This is a genomic window from Planococcus chinensis (assembly GCF_020071995.1).
In the GTDB taxonomy this organism is placed as follows: Bacteria; Bacillota; Bacilli; order Bacillales_A; family Planococcaceae; genus Planococcus; species Planococcus chinensis_A.
Window position 1 is genome coordinate 57,579 of sequence record NZ_JABWTK010000004.1, and the last position, 13,914, is coordinate 71,492.

Consider the following 13,914-nt stretch of genomic DNA (forward strand, 5'->3'; position numbering starts at 1 on the left):
CGGTTTCTTTTTGCGTGTTTTTGACAAAATAAAATCTTAATGGAAGAATTGTGTTTTCAAGACTGACAGGTGGGAAGCCACATGGTAAGGTGAAAAGAGTAAAAGGAATTGTGGGAGGCGATTAGTATGAAACGAATTGGCGTACTGACTAGTGGTGGAGATTCACCAGGAATGAACGCAGCAATCCGGGCAGTCGTCCGGAAAGGGATTTTCCACGGAGTGGAAGTAGCTGGCGTCTTTTCCGGCTACCAAGGGCTGATTGACGGCCGCATCAAAAACATGGAAGCCGGCGATGTAGGGGACATTATCCAACGCGGCGGCACCAAACTTTTTTCTGCACGGTGCGAAGAATTCAAAACCGATGCGGGGCAGGAAAAAGCGATCGAGCAATTGAAAAAGAACGGCTTGGACGGCCTGGTTGTCATCGGAGGCGACGGTTCCTACCGTGGAGCGATGGCATTGACAAAACGAGGGTTCCCTTGTGTCGGTGTACCGGGAACAATCGACAACGACATCCCAGGAACAGATTACACCATCGGTTTTGATACGGCATTAAATACGGTCATTGAAGCGATTGATAAAATCCGTGACACGGCGACCAGCCATGAGCGCACGTTTATTATAGAAGTAATGGGACGGGATGCTGGAGACTTGGCTTTATGGGCAGGGCTTGCAGGCGGAGCGGAAACCATTTTGATCCCGGAAGAAGATTTCGACTTGGACGATATGATCGACCGTTTGGAAAAAGGCAGAAAACGCGGCAAAAAGCACAGCATCATTATTGTCGCTGAAGGTGTGATGAACGGCAATGAATTGGCCACTTTAATAGAAGAACGCGCAAGTATTGAAACGCGGGTTTCCGTTTTGGGCCATATTCAACGCGGCGGATCCCCAACTGCACGGGACCGTGTACTTGGAAGCCTTTTTGGCGCACGTGCTGTAGAAGTGCTGCTTGAAGGTTCAGGCGGCCGCGCGATTGGCATGAAAAATCATCAAGTGGTAGACTATGATATGACCAAAGCGTTTACGGAAAAGCACGACGCTGACATGAGTTTATTTACCTTATCGAAAGAGTTATCAATTTAATAAGTCAAATGGAGTGAGTATATTGAGAAAAACAAAAATCGTTTGTACAATTGGTCCGGCAAGTGAAACCCCGGAATTACTGGAATCATTAATTGAAGCTGGGATGAACGTGGCCCGCTTGAATTTTTCGCACGGCAGCCATGAAGAACATGCATTGCGCATTCAACGCATCCGTGAAGCATCGAAAAAAACAGGGAAAATTATTGGGATTCTGCTTGATACCAAGGGACCTGAAATCCGCACACATAACATGGAGAACAACGGAGTTGAACTGGTTACAGGGCAATCCATTGCCATTTCCATGACGGAAGTGCTGGGAACAAATGAATTGTTCTCTATTACTTATGGCCAACTGATTGAAGACGTGAACGAAGGATCCATCATCTTGCTAGATGACGGGTTGATTGAACTCCGTGTAACCGGCATCGATAAAGAAAAAGGCTTGATCCATACTTACGTGGAAAATGCCGGAACCCTTAAAAGCAAAAAAGGCGTCAACGTACCAGGCGTTTCTGTGCAATTGCCAGGAATTACGGAAAAAGACGCCCAAGATATTCTTTTCGGCATCGAACAAGGCGTAGATTTCATCGCTGCTTCTTTTGTCAGAAGATCATCTGACGTGATGGAAATCCGTGAACTTCTGGAAAACAATAACGGTTCGCATATCCAAATCATTCCGAAAATCGAAAACCAGGAAGGCGTTGACAATATTGACGACATCCTGATGATTTCCGATGGTTTAATGGTAGCACGCGGCGACCTTGGCGTTGAGATTCCGGCGGAAGTTGTTCCTTTGGTTCAAAAATCGCTGATTGAGAAATGCAACAGCGCCGGCAAACCGGTAATCACTGCCACTCAAATGCTCGATTCCATGCAGCGCAACCCGCGCCCGACACGTGCAGAAGCAAGTGACGTAGCGAACGCCATTTTTGACGGCACGGATGCCATCATGCTTTCTGGAGAAACGGCAGCCGGCCTTTATCCAGTTGAATCGGTTGAAACGATGCACCGCATTGCGATGACGACTGAGGATGCATTGAATTATAAACAAATCGTTTCTACACGCAGAAAAGAAAAAGAATCAAACATGACGGAAGCGATTGGCCAAGCCGTTGCTTACACAGCTTTGAACTTGAAAGTGAAAGCGATCATCGCACCGACGGAAAGCGGACATACAGCAAGAATGATCTCGAAATACCGTCCGGGCGTCATGATTATCGCAGTTACATCTGCAGATATCGCTTCCCGTAAACTGACGCTTGTATGGGGTGTTCAGCCGATCGTCGGTTCTAAAGTCCATTCGACCGATGAATTGCTTGAAAATGCAGTGGATGAAAGCTTGAAGCACCATTTTGTAAAACATGGTGATTTAGTTGTCATCACGGCAGGTGTACCGGTCGGCCAGGCAGGTACAACCAACTTGATGAAAGTGCATTTAATCGGCGACAGCATTGCCAAAGGGCAAGGCATCGGCAAAACGGTTGCGATGGGCAAAACTTTGGTTGTCAGAAATGCTGAACAAGCTTTGGCTGCAGATACTCAAGGGAAAATCATCGTAACCATCGGGACAGACCGTGAAATGATGCCGGCAATTGAAAAATGTGCGGGCATTGTGACAGAAGAAGGCGGATTGACGAGCCATGCGGCGGTTGTCGGTTTAAGCCTTGGGATTCCGGTAATTGTCGGTGTTACGAATGCGACAGGAATGATCGAGAATGATTACGATATTACGATTGATGCCGAAACCGGCATTATTTACCACGGCCACGCCAGCGTCTTGTAAAACAACTCAGGAGGTTCAACCGAACTATGAAATGGTTTTTTACAGCTCTGATTATTGTTCCAACACTTGAATTGGCCTTGCTTATCTGGGCCGGAGGAAAAATCGGCTTTTTTCCGACGCTCGCCATCATCATTGTAACCGGGCTTATCGGAGCTTATCTGGCGAAAAAGCGGGGAGTGAAAGCAATCCATGATATCCAGGATAGCTTCAGCCGCTTCCAGCCGCCGGGAGATCATTTGCTGAACGCCGCTTTTGTATTAGTGGGCGGCGTCCTGCTTTTGACGCCTGGCTTTATTTCAGATGCAGTCGGCCTTTCCATGCTTTTTAAACCGACCCAGAAATTGTATAAACCGCTTGTTTTCAAGCTGATTCAAAAAAACATGAAAAACACTCGGGTTATCGTCCGATAATCCCGAGTGAATTCATCGTTTTTCAGGAAAATTTAATAAAACTAAGCGTTTTCATTCACAAATTCTTCAAAGTTGATTATAATGACAAAGTAAGGAATTTGATTCAGATTTACAAATGATTGAAAACCCATCATTCGGGCTTTTTTTTTGGAATGATGAATTAGAATAAGAAGGAGCGATTTATATGACATCGGCAAAAGGTTTAGAAGGTGTAGTAGCGACACAATCTGCCATCAGTTCTATTATTGATGACACTCTTACATACGTTGGCTACAATATCGACGATTTAGCAGACAATGCTAGCTTCGAAGAAGTCGTTTATCTGCTTTGGCATCAGCGTTTGCCAAAAGAAGATGAATTAGCAGAATTGAAACAGCAATTGGCGGATGACATGGCCATCCCTCAAGAAGTGCTGGATCACTTCAAAACATACCCAATCGCAAAAGTTCATCCAATGGCGGCTCTTCGCACAGCCGTTTCAATGCTTGGACTATTTGACGAAGAGGCAGAAGAAATGAACCCTGAAGCGAATTACCGCAAAGCAATTCGCATCCAGGCTAAAATTTCGACAATCGTTACTGCTTTCGCCCGCATCCGCAAAGGGGAAGAGCCAGTGGCACCGAAGAGCGATTTGAGCTATGCAGCGAACTTCCTTTACATGCTTTCAGGATCTATGCCTGAAGACATTGAAGTAGAAGCGTTCAACAAAGCACTTGTTCTACACGCTGACCACGAATTGAATGCATCTACATTTACTGCACGCGTTGCAGTTGCTACATTGTCTGATGTCTATTCAGGAATCACTGCAGCAATCGGCGCATTAAAAGGGCCATTGCACGGTGGAGCGAACGAACAAGTAATGAAGATGCTGACTGAAATCGGTTCTGTTGATAAAGTTGATGAAATCATCAATGAAAAATTAGCGAACAAAGAAAAAATCATGGGCTTCGGACACCGCGTTTACCGCCAAGGTGATCCACGTGCGAAACACTTGCGCGAAATGTCCCAAAAATTAACGAAAATCCGCAACGAAGAAAAATGGTATGAAATGTCAATCCGTATCGAAGAAATCGTAACTGGGCAAAAAGATCTTCCACCGAACGTGGATTTCTACTCTGCTTCTGTTTACCATTCTTTGAATATCGAACACGACCTGTTCACTCCGATTTTTGCTGTATCCCGTACATCAGGCTGGTTGGCTCACATCCTTGAGCAGTATTCAAACAACCGCTTGATCCGTCCGCGTGCTGAATACATCGGACCTGGAATGCAGACTTATGTTCCAGTTTCTGAAAGATAAATAGTAAAGCGGAGGCGATCGTCTAGGCCCGACAGGCATAAGACAGACCAGCGCAGTGGCGCTTTTTGCCGCGCAGCTGGGTTGGCTTATGACCCGAGGGACTGATCGCCAGAGTCTGGACAATAGAAAAGTGCAGGTGCCTATTCAGCCCCGACAAGCGCTGGAAGTCAGGCTGGTAATGGCGTTTTCTGCCATTGCTGGACTGACTGAAGCGACCTCGAGGGGCTAGGCACCGGAACTAGACAAGCTTTAAAGCAGTTAAGTTGAAAACAAAAAATACATGGGGCTCGCACATTGTGCAGCCCTATGACTTTGACTACAGGAGGCTATTACAAATGACTAACGGTGAAAAAATCTCAGTTGAAAACGGCGTATTGAACGTCCCTAACCAAGCAGTAATTCCATTCATTATCGGTGACGGTACTGGCCCGGATATCTGGAATGCAGCATCACGCGTTCTTGAAGAAGCAGTCAACAAAGCTTATAACGGCGAAAAAGCGATCGTTTGGAAAGAAGTCCTTGCTGGACAAAAAGCATTCGACCAAACTGGCGAATGGTTGCCGCAAGAAACTTTGGACGTAATCAACGAATACTTGATCGCGATCAAAGGGCCTCTTACTACACCAATCGGCGGCGGTATCCGTTCATTGAACGTAGCTTTGCGCCAAGAACTTGATCTATACACTTGCCTGCGTCCTGTTCGCTACTTCGAAGGCGTACCTTCACCGGTTAAACGCCCAGAAGACACTGACATGGTCATCTTCCGTGAAAACACTGAAGATATCTATGCAGGTATCGAGTATGCAAACGGTTCTGACGAAGTGAAAAAATTGCTTGCTTTCCTAACAGATGAAATGGGCGTTAAAAACATCCGCTTCCCTGAATCTTCAGGCCTAGGCATCAAGCCGATTTCTGAAGAAGGAACAAAACGTTTGGTCCGTGCTGCAATCAACTATGCATTGACTGAAAAACGCGAGTCTGTAACTCTTGTACACAAAGGCAATATCATGAAATTCACTGAAGGAGCTTTCAAAAACTGGGGCTACGAAGTGGCTGAACAAGAATTCGGCGATAAAGTCTTCACTTGGAACCAGTACGATGCAATCAAAGATGAGCAAGGAACTGATGCTGCAAACAAAGCGCAGGAAGAAGCTCTTGCTTCAGGCAAAATCCTTGTTAAAGATTCAATCGCTGATATCTTCCTTCAGCAAATCCTTACACGTCCAAGCGAGTTCGACGTTGTTGCAACAATGAACTTGAACGGAGATTACATCTCTGACGCTTTGGCTGCTCAAGTAGGCGGAATTGGTATCGCACCTGGTGCGAACATCAACTACGATACTGGACATGCGATTTTTGAAGCAACTCACGGTACAGCTCCTAAATACGCTGGCCAAGACAAAGTAAACCCTTCATCTGTTATTCTTTCAGGCGTATTGATGCTTGAACACCTTGGATGGGGCGAAGCTGCTAAATTGATCACGAATTCTATGGAGAAAACAATTGCTTCTAAAGTTGTAACTTACGACTTTGCACGTCTAATGGACGGCGCTACAGAAGTGAAATGCTCTGAGTTCGCTGACGAATTAATTAAAAACTTGTAAGATAAGGAGAGGGGGAAACCCCTCTTTTTTTCATATCCAAATCGATACCAAAGGGGAGTTTTTTATGACATTCAAACGTAAAAAGATTTCTGTAATCGGTTCAGGTTTTACAGGTGCAACAGCTGCATTTCTGCTTGCCCAAAAAGAATTGGGCGATGTCGTGCTCGTGGACATTCCGCAAATGGAGAACCCGGCAAAAGGAAAAGCGCTGGATATGGCTGAAACCGGTCCTGTCGAAGGCTTCGACGCACGGGTGACCGGAACAGCCAACTACGAAGACACGAAAGACTCGGATCTGGTTATCATTACTGCCGGAATCGCAAGAAAACCAGGGATGAGCCGTGATGATCTGGTCCAGACCAATCAAAAAGTCATGAAATCTGTTACGGCTGAAGTTGTAAAATATTCGCCCAATACCACCATCCTTGTTTTAACAAACCCGGTAGATGCGATGACTTATACCGTGTTCAAAGAGTCCGGCTTCCCGAAAGAGCGCGTCATTGGCCAGTCGGGAGTTCTGGATTCCGCCCGATTCCGCAGCTTTGTTGCTGAAGAATTGAAGGTATCGGTGAAAGACGTCACCGGATTTGTGCTAGGCGGCCATGGAGATGATATGGTGCCTTTGGTTCGTTATTCTTATGCAGGCGGCATTCCGCTGGAAACTTTGATTTCTAAAGAACGCCTCGACGAAATCGTGGAACGGACGCGAAAAGGCGGAGCGGAAATTGTTAATCTTTTAGGGAATGGATCTGCCTATTATGCGCCGGCTGCATCATTGGTTGAAATGGCAGAAGCTATTATTAAAGACCAGCGCCGGATTTTGCCTTCCATCGCTTATTTAGAAGGCGAGTACGGACTGGACGGCATTTATTTGGGCGTACCGACGATTCTTGGCGCTAGCGGCATCGAAAAAGTTATCGAAATCGATTTGAACGATGAAGAACAAACCTTATTGAACAACTCGGCTGAATCAGTAAAAGCCGTCATGAAAGTTTTAGCCTAACACCAGGCGAGCAGGGATTTTTCTTGCTCGTTTTTTTAATAGCGGCAGATGCGGGGAGAGTAGGTCTCCGAGCGCTTGCACTTATATGAGCTTACTTGATACTATAGAGGTATCAAGATTTAGGAGGGAAAGTTATTGTTGCTTGGAAAGAAGCGTGAATTAGGCCGTAAAGTCGAAGAAATGAATGTCGGAGAAAAGCTGAATCTGACAGAGAAAATTGAAGACAAAGATCTTCTGCTTTATCTTGGTTTGACGAATGACGGCAATCCGCTGTATATACAGCATGATTTCGCTTCGCAAACAGTTTACGGAAAACCCGTTGTGCCGAATATTATGCTGACGGGCATTATCACTTCTGCAATCTCCAAATATTTGCCTGGTCCTGGATCTTATATTACAGAACAAAAGCTGAAATTCCGCGAGCCGGTCTATCACTATGCAACAATCGAGTTCTTGCTGGAAGTGATTGAAGTGGATATCAAACATAACGAAGTCACCATCCACATCGCAGCAACAAATGAAGAAGGCAGTCCTGTAGTGGAAGGAACTGTATTGGTCCATCCGCCCCAAATCATCAATCAGCTGTCCACTTAAGCTGCAGATAATATCTAAAGCGGTTTGGAATGGGGGTTTCAAACTGAATGTGGAGGATGTCAAATGCTGAAAAAAATATTGATTATCGAAGATGAACATTCAATTGCGACTTTGTTGTCATATAACTTGGTGCAAGCCGGTTATGAAACGATCATTGCGAACGATGGAAAAGAAGGGTACGAAAAAGCTTTAACAGAAAAGCCGTCTTTGGTTTTGCTTGATTTGATGCTGCCGTCTATGGACGGGGTGGAGGTTTGCAAGTCGCTGCGCCAGCAAAAAGTCCAAACACCGATTATCATGCTGACCGCAAAAGACGATGAATTCGATAAAGTGCTGGGCCTTGAACTTGGGGCGGATGACTATATGACCAAACCGTTCAGTCCGCGTGAAGTAGTTGCCCGTGTTAAGGCGGTTTTGCGGCGGACAGATCAAACGTCCGTTGCCCAAACAGATTCTTCTGCACCGCTGACATTTGGCAACTTAAAAGTCTTCCCGGAACAATTTGAAGTTTACCTCGGCGAAGAACAAATTGAATTCACACCAAAAGAGTTTGAGCTGCTGGTGTATTTAATGGAAAACAAAAACCGGGTTTTGACGCGCGATCAACTGCTTAGTGCCGTATGGAAATACGATTTTGCAGGAGATACCCGGATTGTTGATGTACATATCAGCCACTTGCGGGATAAAATAGAAGAAAACAGCCGGAAACCGCTCTATATCAAAACGATTAGAGGACTGGGCTACAAATTCGAGGAGCCGAAGGCAGGATGAAATCATTTAAGCATCGATTGCTGATGACGATTCTGCTTTGGATCGGTGTGCTGTTAGCTGGCCTTTTTGTCGTCATTGGCCAGCTTTTTCCTATCTATGCGGAAACGCACGACAAAATGCAGGTCTGGCTGTTCCTGTTTTTAATTTTTGTGGTGGCGATGCTTTTTTCTGCGATTATCGGCTACCGCATCATTCAAGTCCAGGCGCTGCCGATTGAGAATGTGACAGAAACCGCTTTGGAATTGGCAAAAGGGAATTACCGGGCGCGGGCCTTTGAATACAGCAATGCCAGTACAGTGGAGTTGAGTTCCACTATTAATATTTTGGCTAGAAACTTGCAGGAAATCACTTCGGTTCGCGAGATGGAGCAAGAACGTTTGAAAACGCTCATCGAAAACATGGGCAGTGCGCTGATCATGATTGACCGGCAGGGCGGCATAACATTGGTCAACCGCTCGTTCATGACCGAGTTTCAGTTATCGAGTGAGGATATCGAAGGGAAATTTTACAAAGAAATCCCGATTCCGCATGTTCTGGAGCGGTTTATCGAACAGGTCTTTATGACGGAAACTTCTGCCCGCAATCAGCTGGAGTTCAAGCAAGGCATCAGTACGAAGCATATCGATGTGTACGGCGCGCCGGTTTTGGGGGAGCATGAGCAATGGCTCGGAATTGTCATTGTTTCCCATGACATTACCGAGTTGAAGCGGCTGGAACAAATCCGGAAAGATTTTGTGGCCAACGTCTCGCATGAACTGCGAACGCCGGTTACATCGATTAAAGGCTTCACGGAAACGCTGCTTGACGGTGCCTACAAAGATCCGGAAACGACGCTTTCTTTTTTGGAAATCATTGAAAAAGAAAGCCACCGGCTGGAGATGCTCGTCAAGGATCTGCTGGAGCTTTCTAAAGTGGAACAAGCTGGTTTTCAAGTGGATGCCGTGCCGACCGATTTGGAAATGCTGATCGAACGGGCAGGAGAAATGGTTGAAAGAAAGCTTGAAGATAAAAATATCGAGTTGAAACTTGAACTCGAACCGGTTAGTGTACAAGGGGACCCAAATCGCCTTGTACAAGTCATGATGAATTTATTGATCAATGCCATCACGTATTCGCAAGCTAAAACAGCCATTACGGTTCGCCTGTATAAAAAAGGCGATGAAGCGATTATCGAAGTGGAAGATCAGGGTATAGGTATTGAAGCATCAGAAATTGATAGGCTATTTGAACGGTTTTACCGGGTCGACCGTGCCCGCAGTCGAAATTCCGGCGGAACCGGGTTAGGATTATCAATAGTTAAACATTTGATAGAGGCACATCACGGCAAAGTGAAAGTTGCGAGCAAAGTAGGCGTCGGCACGACCTTTACCATTTATTTGCCTTTAGCAGATTAATATATAGGAGGAACATATGGATAATTTACCTTTTCTGCCGATTATTGTAGGCACTGATATGAACGCTTATAATATGGCCATTTCATTTCACGAAGCATATGGCATCAAACCCGTTTTAGTGGGGAAAGAACCGTTGTCGTTTACGGCAATGAGTACAATAACAGAGACCATCGAGCTGCGCTCCGGCTTGTCCGACCCGGCGCAATTTGCGGGGATCTTGACAGAAGTGGCCGGCAAATACAGAACACCGGGAAAAACATTGCTGCTGGTCGGCACAAATGATTTGTACGTGCGCTTGATCATCGAAAATGCATCGGTCCTACGAGAGCATTTTGTCTTTAATTACATTTCGGAAGATTTGATGAACCAGTTGCAGGTAAAATCGAATTTTTACAAGTTATGCCGCGAACATGGCATCGATACACCGACAACGTTCTTTTACGACTGCCGTTCCAGACAGCCGTTTGAAGAGCAAATGATGTATCCAGTCATCATTAAGCCGAGCAACGGCATTGAGTATAACCTCAATAAATTCGAAGGCCAGCAGAAAGTCTATAAAGTTGAAAATCCACGGGAATTGCAGGAAGTCATCCGGACAATTATTGCCAGCGGGTATCAGGATGAATTGATCATCCAGGATTATATTCCAGGCGATGATACATATATGTGGGATTCTGTCATCTATGCCAATTCCAAAGGCAAAACGCAGCTCGTAACCTATGCCCAGGTGGTGCTGCAGGAGCATACCGTTACGGCGATCGGGAACTATACCGCTTTGATCACACGCTACAACAAAGATATGATGGTCAAGCTCCAGAATTTCCTGGAAGCAGTGGGCTATACCGGCTTTGCCAATTTCGATTTGAAATATGATGAGCGGGACGGCAAGTTCAAAGTGTTCGAAGTGAATATCCGCCAAGGACGTTCAAGTTACTACGTCACTGCTTTAGGGCATAACATGGCCACGTATTTTGTTGACGACTTGATTTACGGCGTGGAAAAACCTGTCACGTATTTGAATGAAGAATTCTTGTTCACGGTCGTACCGAAAATTGTCCTCCGCAAATTTGTCGACAATAAAGCGGTGCAGCGTGACATCAATCAATTATTGAAAAAAGGCAAATACGTCAATCCTTTGTTCTATAAGAAAGATACACATTTGAAACGGAAATTGTACCTGTTTGCAAGACAAGTGAATTATTATAAGAAATACAAAAACAACCAGTGGTGACGCTGGTTGTTGAGCTTGTAGAAAAATAATTTTTAAGCTTGAAAGGTGAATGAACAGGCAACCGGAAATGCCGGATCCTCCGTTACAGCCGGACGCGTTCCGCGGGCTTTCACTTCGGATCCTTAGTGTGCAGGCTACCCAAAGGTGTCGCTTTTCTTCTGTAACTAAAAAATTGAGCGTCATTCGGTCTATTGTTTATTTTCAAATGAAAGTGACACGTCCAACCGGTCCGGCCACGAAGACTCCAGTGGGAGCAGTGAAGGAGCAGTGCGACTGAGCGACGAAAGCTGAAGGCCCCGCAGGCAAGACATTGGCCGAAGGCAGTGAGGCCATGTCTTTGCGACGAAGCTAGCGCAGCGATGCAACGCTCTTTCATGTTTCGAAGCTAGCGAAGCGATGCAGAAACAGGAGCAGCGGGTTTTCAAAGCGACGAGGAGACTGAAGCTGAGCCCACGGAAAGCGAAGTGGCCGGTCCGGTTGGTTTTATGCATTGCTATTCCTTTAATTTGTTTTTGTCTACAGTCTAAACAACCAATGGTGACGCTGGTTGTTTTATTTATCAAAGAATCTTAACATTTACAGAACCTTAACACTGGCTTCACATTCAAGTGTTAAGGTTTAATAGAACCCCCCTTCAACCGCATGAAGGGAAAAGGAGCCCTCCCCGGGGCTCTTTTTCTTTTTTCCTGAAACTATTTCAATATTGTTACGTATATGAAATATAAGGAAAAAAAGGAGGAGCAAAAATGGCTACGAAAAAAGTTCTGTCGATTATCGGCTTGTCCATTGCAGGCATTTTAGTGCTGATAGCCGTCTTTACCAGCTGGTACACCGTAGATGAATCCGAACAAGCTGTCATTATTACATTCGGGGAAGCAAAAGAAACAGTTGTGGAGTCCGGCCTGCATTTTAAATTGCCTTGGCCAATCCAAAAAGCGGAAATTCTTTCCAAAGAAACGTACAGCCTTCAGTTTGGCTATAACCAAAACGCAGAAGGTGAGATTGTCGCATTTGATAAGGAAACAAAAATGATTACGGGTGATGAAAACATTGTGTTGACTGACCTGGTCGTCCAGTGGAAAATCACCGACCCTAAAAAGTACTTATTCAATTCAGAAGCCCCCCAGGAAATTCTTCACGATGCCACTTCTGCTTCCATCCGTTCCATTATCGGCAGTTCGTTGATTGATGATGCACTGACATCCGGAAAAGCGGAAATCGAAGCAGAAACTAGAGATCTCTTGGCTTCATTGATTGAAAAATACGATATCGGCGTAACGGTTCTGGCGGTGAAGCTGCAGGACGTGGAATTGCCGAACGAAGAAGTCCGGGCAGCGTTCACCAATGTAACAGATGCCCGTGAAACGATGAACACCAAAATCAACGAAGCGCAAAAATACGAAAACCAGAAGCGAAATGAAGCATTAGGGGAAAAAGCGGCAATCAATTCCCGTGCAGAGGGCCAGAAAGTATCGCGCATCGAACAAGCACGTGGGGATGTGGCCATCTTCGATAAATTATATGCGGAGTATAAAACAAATCCTGATGTCACGCAGCAGCGCCTCGTCATGGAAACCTTGGAAACGGTTTTGCCGAATGCCAAACTTTACATTATGAACGACGACGGCGGCACGATGAAGTATTTGCCTCTTAACGAGATGCAGACAGTCGTACCTCCAGCGGCAGAAACTGAAGAAACGAAAGAAACAGAGGAAGGAGGCGGAAACTGATGGAACCCAACAATCCTTTGCAAACGCCTAAAAAACCGAATCCATGGGAAAAGCCGATCAAGCCGAAAAAGCAAAGACCGCCGAAAGAGCCTATTCAATTCAAAAAATATTGGAAATTGATTGTAGCGCTATCGGTCGCCTTGTTTGCCTTGGTTGTCATTTTGACGAATGTCTATGTGGTAAAAGAAAACGAATACCGGGTGGTCCGCCAATTCGGGGAAGTGGTGGCGATACAAGATGAACCAGGCATCCGGATGAAGGTTCCGTTTATCCAAAGCATTACTACTTTGCCGAAATACCAGATGACCTACGATGTATCGGAAGCGGAAATCAATACGAAAGACAAAAAGCGCATCATCATCGACAACTACGCTGTTTGGCAAGTGGTAGATCCGATTGATTTGATCACCAACGCTGTTTCAATCGTCAATGCGGAATCGCGGATGGAAGAATTTATTTATTCAGTGGTCCGCACGGAACTTGGCCAGCTGAATTACGATGAAATCATCAATGATGAGAATTCCTCGCGCGGCAGTTTGAATGACAATGTAACAGCGAAAGTCAATGAACTGCTTGAAAAAGACCAGTATGGGATTAAAGTAGTCGATGTCCGGATGAAACGCACCGATTTGCCGGAAGAAAATGAGCAGTCGGTTTACACGCGGATGATTTCGGAACGGGATTCAACGGCCCAGGACTATTTGTCGCAAGGCGATGCGAAAAAACGCGAAATCGAAGCCCAGGCAGACCGGGAAGCTCAGGAAGTGATTGCGACTGCCCGGAAAGAAGCCGCTTTGATCCAGGCTGAAGGGGAATCGGAAGCAGCCAAAATCTACAACCAATCGTTTTCGAAAGATCCAGAGTTTTACGGGCTTTACCGTTCGCTGTCATCTTATACAAAAACAATCGGGGAAGATACCGTCATCATCTTACCGTCTGATTCGCCATATGCCCAAATTCTGTCAGGGAATATGGAATAAGCTAGGCCGTCATTTCTTTTCTTTTTGC

The 13,914-nt window shown here is 45.6% G+C and carries 12 protein-coding genes; all 12 read left to right on the plus strand.

The genetic code is table 11. The annotated features are described in order from the left end of the window. The first annotated feature begins 126 nt into the window (after nucleotides 1-126). The 12 genes from pfkA to hflC all read left to right on the plus strand — a co-directional run bounded on the left by pfkA (nucleotide 127) and on the right by hflC (nucleotide 13,886). Nucleotides 127-1,086: a 6-phosphofructokinase gene (gene pfkA / locus HU147_RS07905; RefSeq protein WP_224075740.1), complete on the plus strand. Its 960-nt coding sequence runs from the start codon at nucleotides 127-129 to the stop codon at nucleotides 1,084-1,086. Nucleotides 1,087-1,108: 22 nt separating this feature from the next. Continuing rightward, complete coding sequence (gene pyk, locus HU147_RS07910) at nucleotides 1,109-2,869, plus strand: pyruvate kinase (RefSeq protein WP_224075741.1); 1,761 nt, start codon at nucleotides 1,109-1,111, stop codon at nucleotides 2,867-2,869. Between the two features lie 26 nt (nucleotides 2,870-2,895). After that, nucleotides 2,896-3,279: an FxsA family protein gene (locus HU147_RS07915; protein ID WP_224075742.1), complete on the plus strand. Its 384-nt coding sequence runs from the start codon at nucleotides 2,896-2,898 to the stop codon at nucleotides 3,277-3,279. A gap of 184 nt (nucleotides 3,280-3,463) precedes the next feature. Continuing rightward, nucleotides 3,464-4,579, plus strand: coding sequence for a citrate synthase (gene citZ, locus HU147_RS07920; protein WP_224075743.1), 1,116 nt, complete (start codon nucleotides 3,464-3,466; stop codon nucleotides 4,577-4,579). Between the two features lie 296 nt (nucleotides 4,580-4,875). Continuing rightward, the gene (icd, locus tag HU147_RS07925) at nucleotides 4,876-6,183 is read left to right on the plus strand and encodes an NADP-dependent isocitrate dehydrogenase (RefSeq protein ID WP_317985507.1); all 1,308 of its coding nucleotides are present in this window, start codon (nucleotides 4,876-4,878) and stop codon (nucleotides 6,181-6,183) included. Nucleotides 6,184-6,247: 64 nt separating this feature from the next. Then, nucleotides 6,248-7,186 (plus strand): malate dehydrogenase, encoded by a 939-nt coding sequence (gene mdh / locus HU147_RS07930; RefSeq protein WP_224075745.1) that lies wholly within the window; start codon nucleotides 6,248-6,250, stop codon nucleotides 7,184-7,186. Between the two features lie 135 nt (nucleotides 7,187-7,321). Next, entirely contained in the window at nucleotides 7,322-7,780 is a 459-nt protein-coding gene (locus tag HU147_RS07935; protein WP_224075746.1) for a MaoC/PaaZ C-terminal domain-containing protein, read from the plus strand. Between the two features lie 63 nt (nucleotides 7,781-7,843). Next, a complete protein-coding gene (locus HU147_RS07940; protein WP_224075747.1) occupies nucleotides 7,844-8,551 on the plus strand; it encodes a response regulator transcription factor in 708 nt (235 codons plus the stop codon). Further along, nucleotides 8,548-9,945, plus strand: coding sequence for a two-component system histidine kinase PnpS (gene pnpS, locus HU147_RS07945; protein ID WP_224075748.1), 1,398 nt, complete (start codon nucleotides 8,548-8,550; stop codon nucleotides 9,943-9,945). The genes HU147_RS07940 and pnpS overlap by 4 nt, the downstream gene beginning before the upstream one ends. 16 nt (nucleotides 9,946-9,961) lie before the next feature. After that, nucleotides 9,962-11,176 (plus strand): carboxylate--amine ligase, encoded by a 1,215-nt coding sequence (locus HU147_RS07950; RefSeq protein WP_224075749.1) that lies wholly within the window; start codon nucleotides 9,962-9,964, stop codon nucleotides 11,174-11,176. 746 nt (nucleotides 11,177-11,922) lie between these two features. Beyond that, the gene (gene hflK, locus HU147_RS07955) at nucleotides 11,923-12,906 is read left to right on the plus strand and encodes an FtsH protease activity modulator HflK (RefSeq protein WP_224075750.1); all 984 of its coding nucleotides are present in this window, start codon (nucleotides 11,923-11,925) and stop codon (nucleotides 12,904-12,906) included. Beyond that, complete coding sequence (hflC, locus tag HU147_RS07960) at nucleotides 12,906-13,886, plus strand: protease modulator HflC (RefSeq protein WP_224075751.1); 981 nt, start codon at nucleotides 12,906-12,908, stop codon at nucleotides 13,884-13,886. The genes hflK and hflC overlap by 1 nt, the downstream gene beginning before the upstream one ends. Nucleotides 13,887-13,914 lie beyond the last annotated feature (28 nt).

Excerpts from the sequence above, each read along its gene's own strand:
- pfkA (WP_224075740.1), top strand. The coding sequence starts at position 127 with ATGAAACGAATTGGCGTACTGACTAGTGGTGGAGATTCACCAGGAATG.
- HU147_RS07915 (WP_224075742.1), top strand. The coding sequence starts at position 2,896 with ATGAAATGGTTTTTTACAGCTCTGATTATTGTTCCAACACTTGAATTG.
- citZ (WP_224075743.1), top strand. The coding sequence starts at position 3,464 with ATGACATCGGCAAAAGGTTTAGAAGGTGTAGTAGCGACACAATCTGCC.
- mdh (WP_224075745.1), top strand. The coding sequence starts at position 6,248 with ATGACATTCAAACGTAAAAAGATTTCTGTAATCGGTTCAGGTTTTACA.
- HU147_RS07940 (WP_224075747.1), top strand. The coding sequence starts at position 7,844 with ATGCTGAAAAAAATATTGATTATCGAAGATGAACATTCAATTGCGACT.
- pnpS (WP_224075748.1), top strand. The coding sequence starts at position 8,548 with ATGAAATCATTTAAGCATCGATTGCTGATGACGATTCTGCTTTGGATC.
- HU147_RS07950 (WP_224075749.1), top strand. The coding sequence starts at position 9,962 with ATGGATAATTTACCTTTTCTGCCGATTATTGTAGGCACTGATATGAAC.
- hflK (WP_224075750.1), top strand. The coding sequence starts at position 11,923 with ATGGCTACGAAAAAAGTTCTGTCGATTATCGGCTTGTCCATTGCAGGC.
- hflC (WP_224075751.1), top strand. The coding sequence starts at position 12,906 with ATGGAACCCAACAATCCTTTGCAAACGCCTAAAAAACCGAATCCATGG.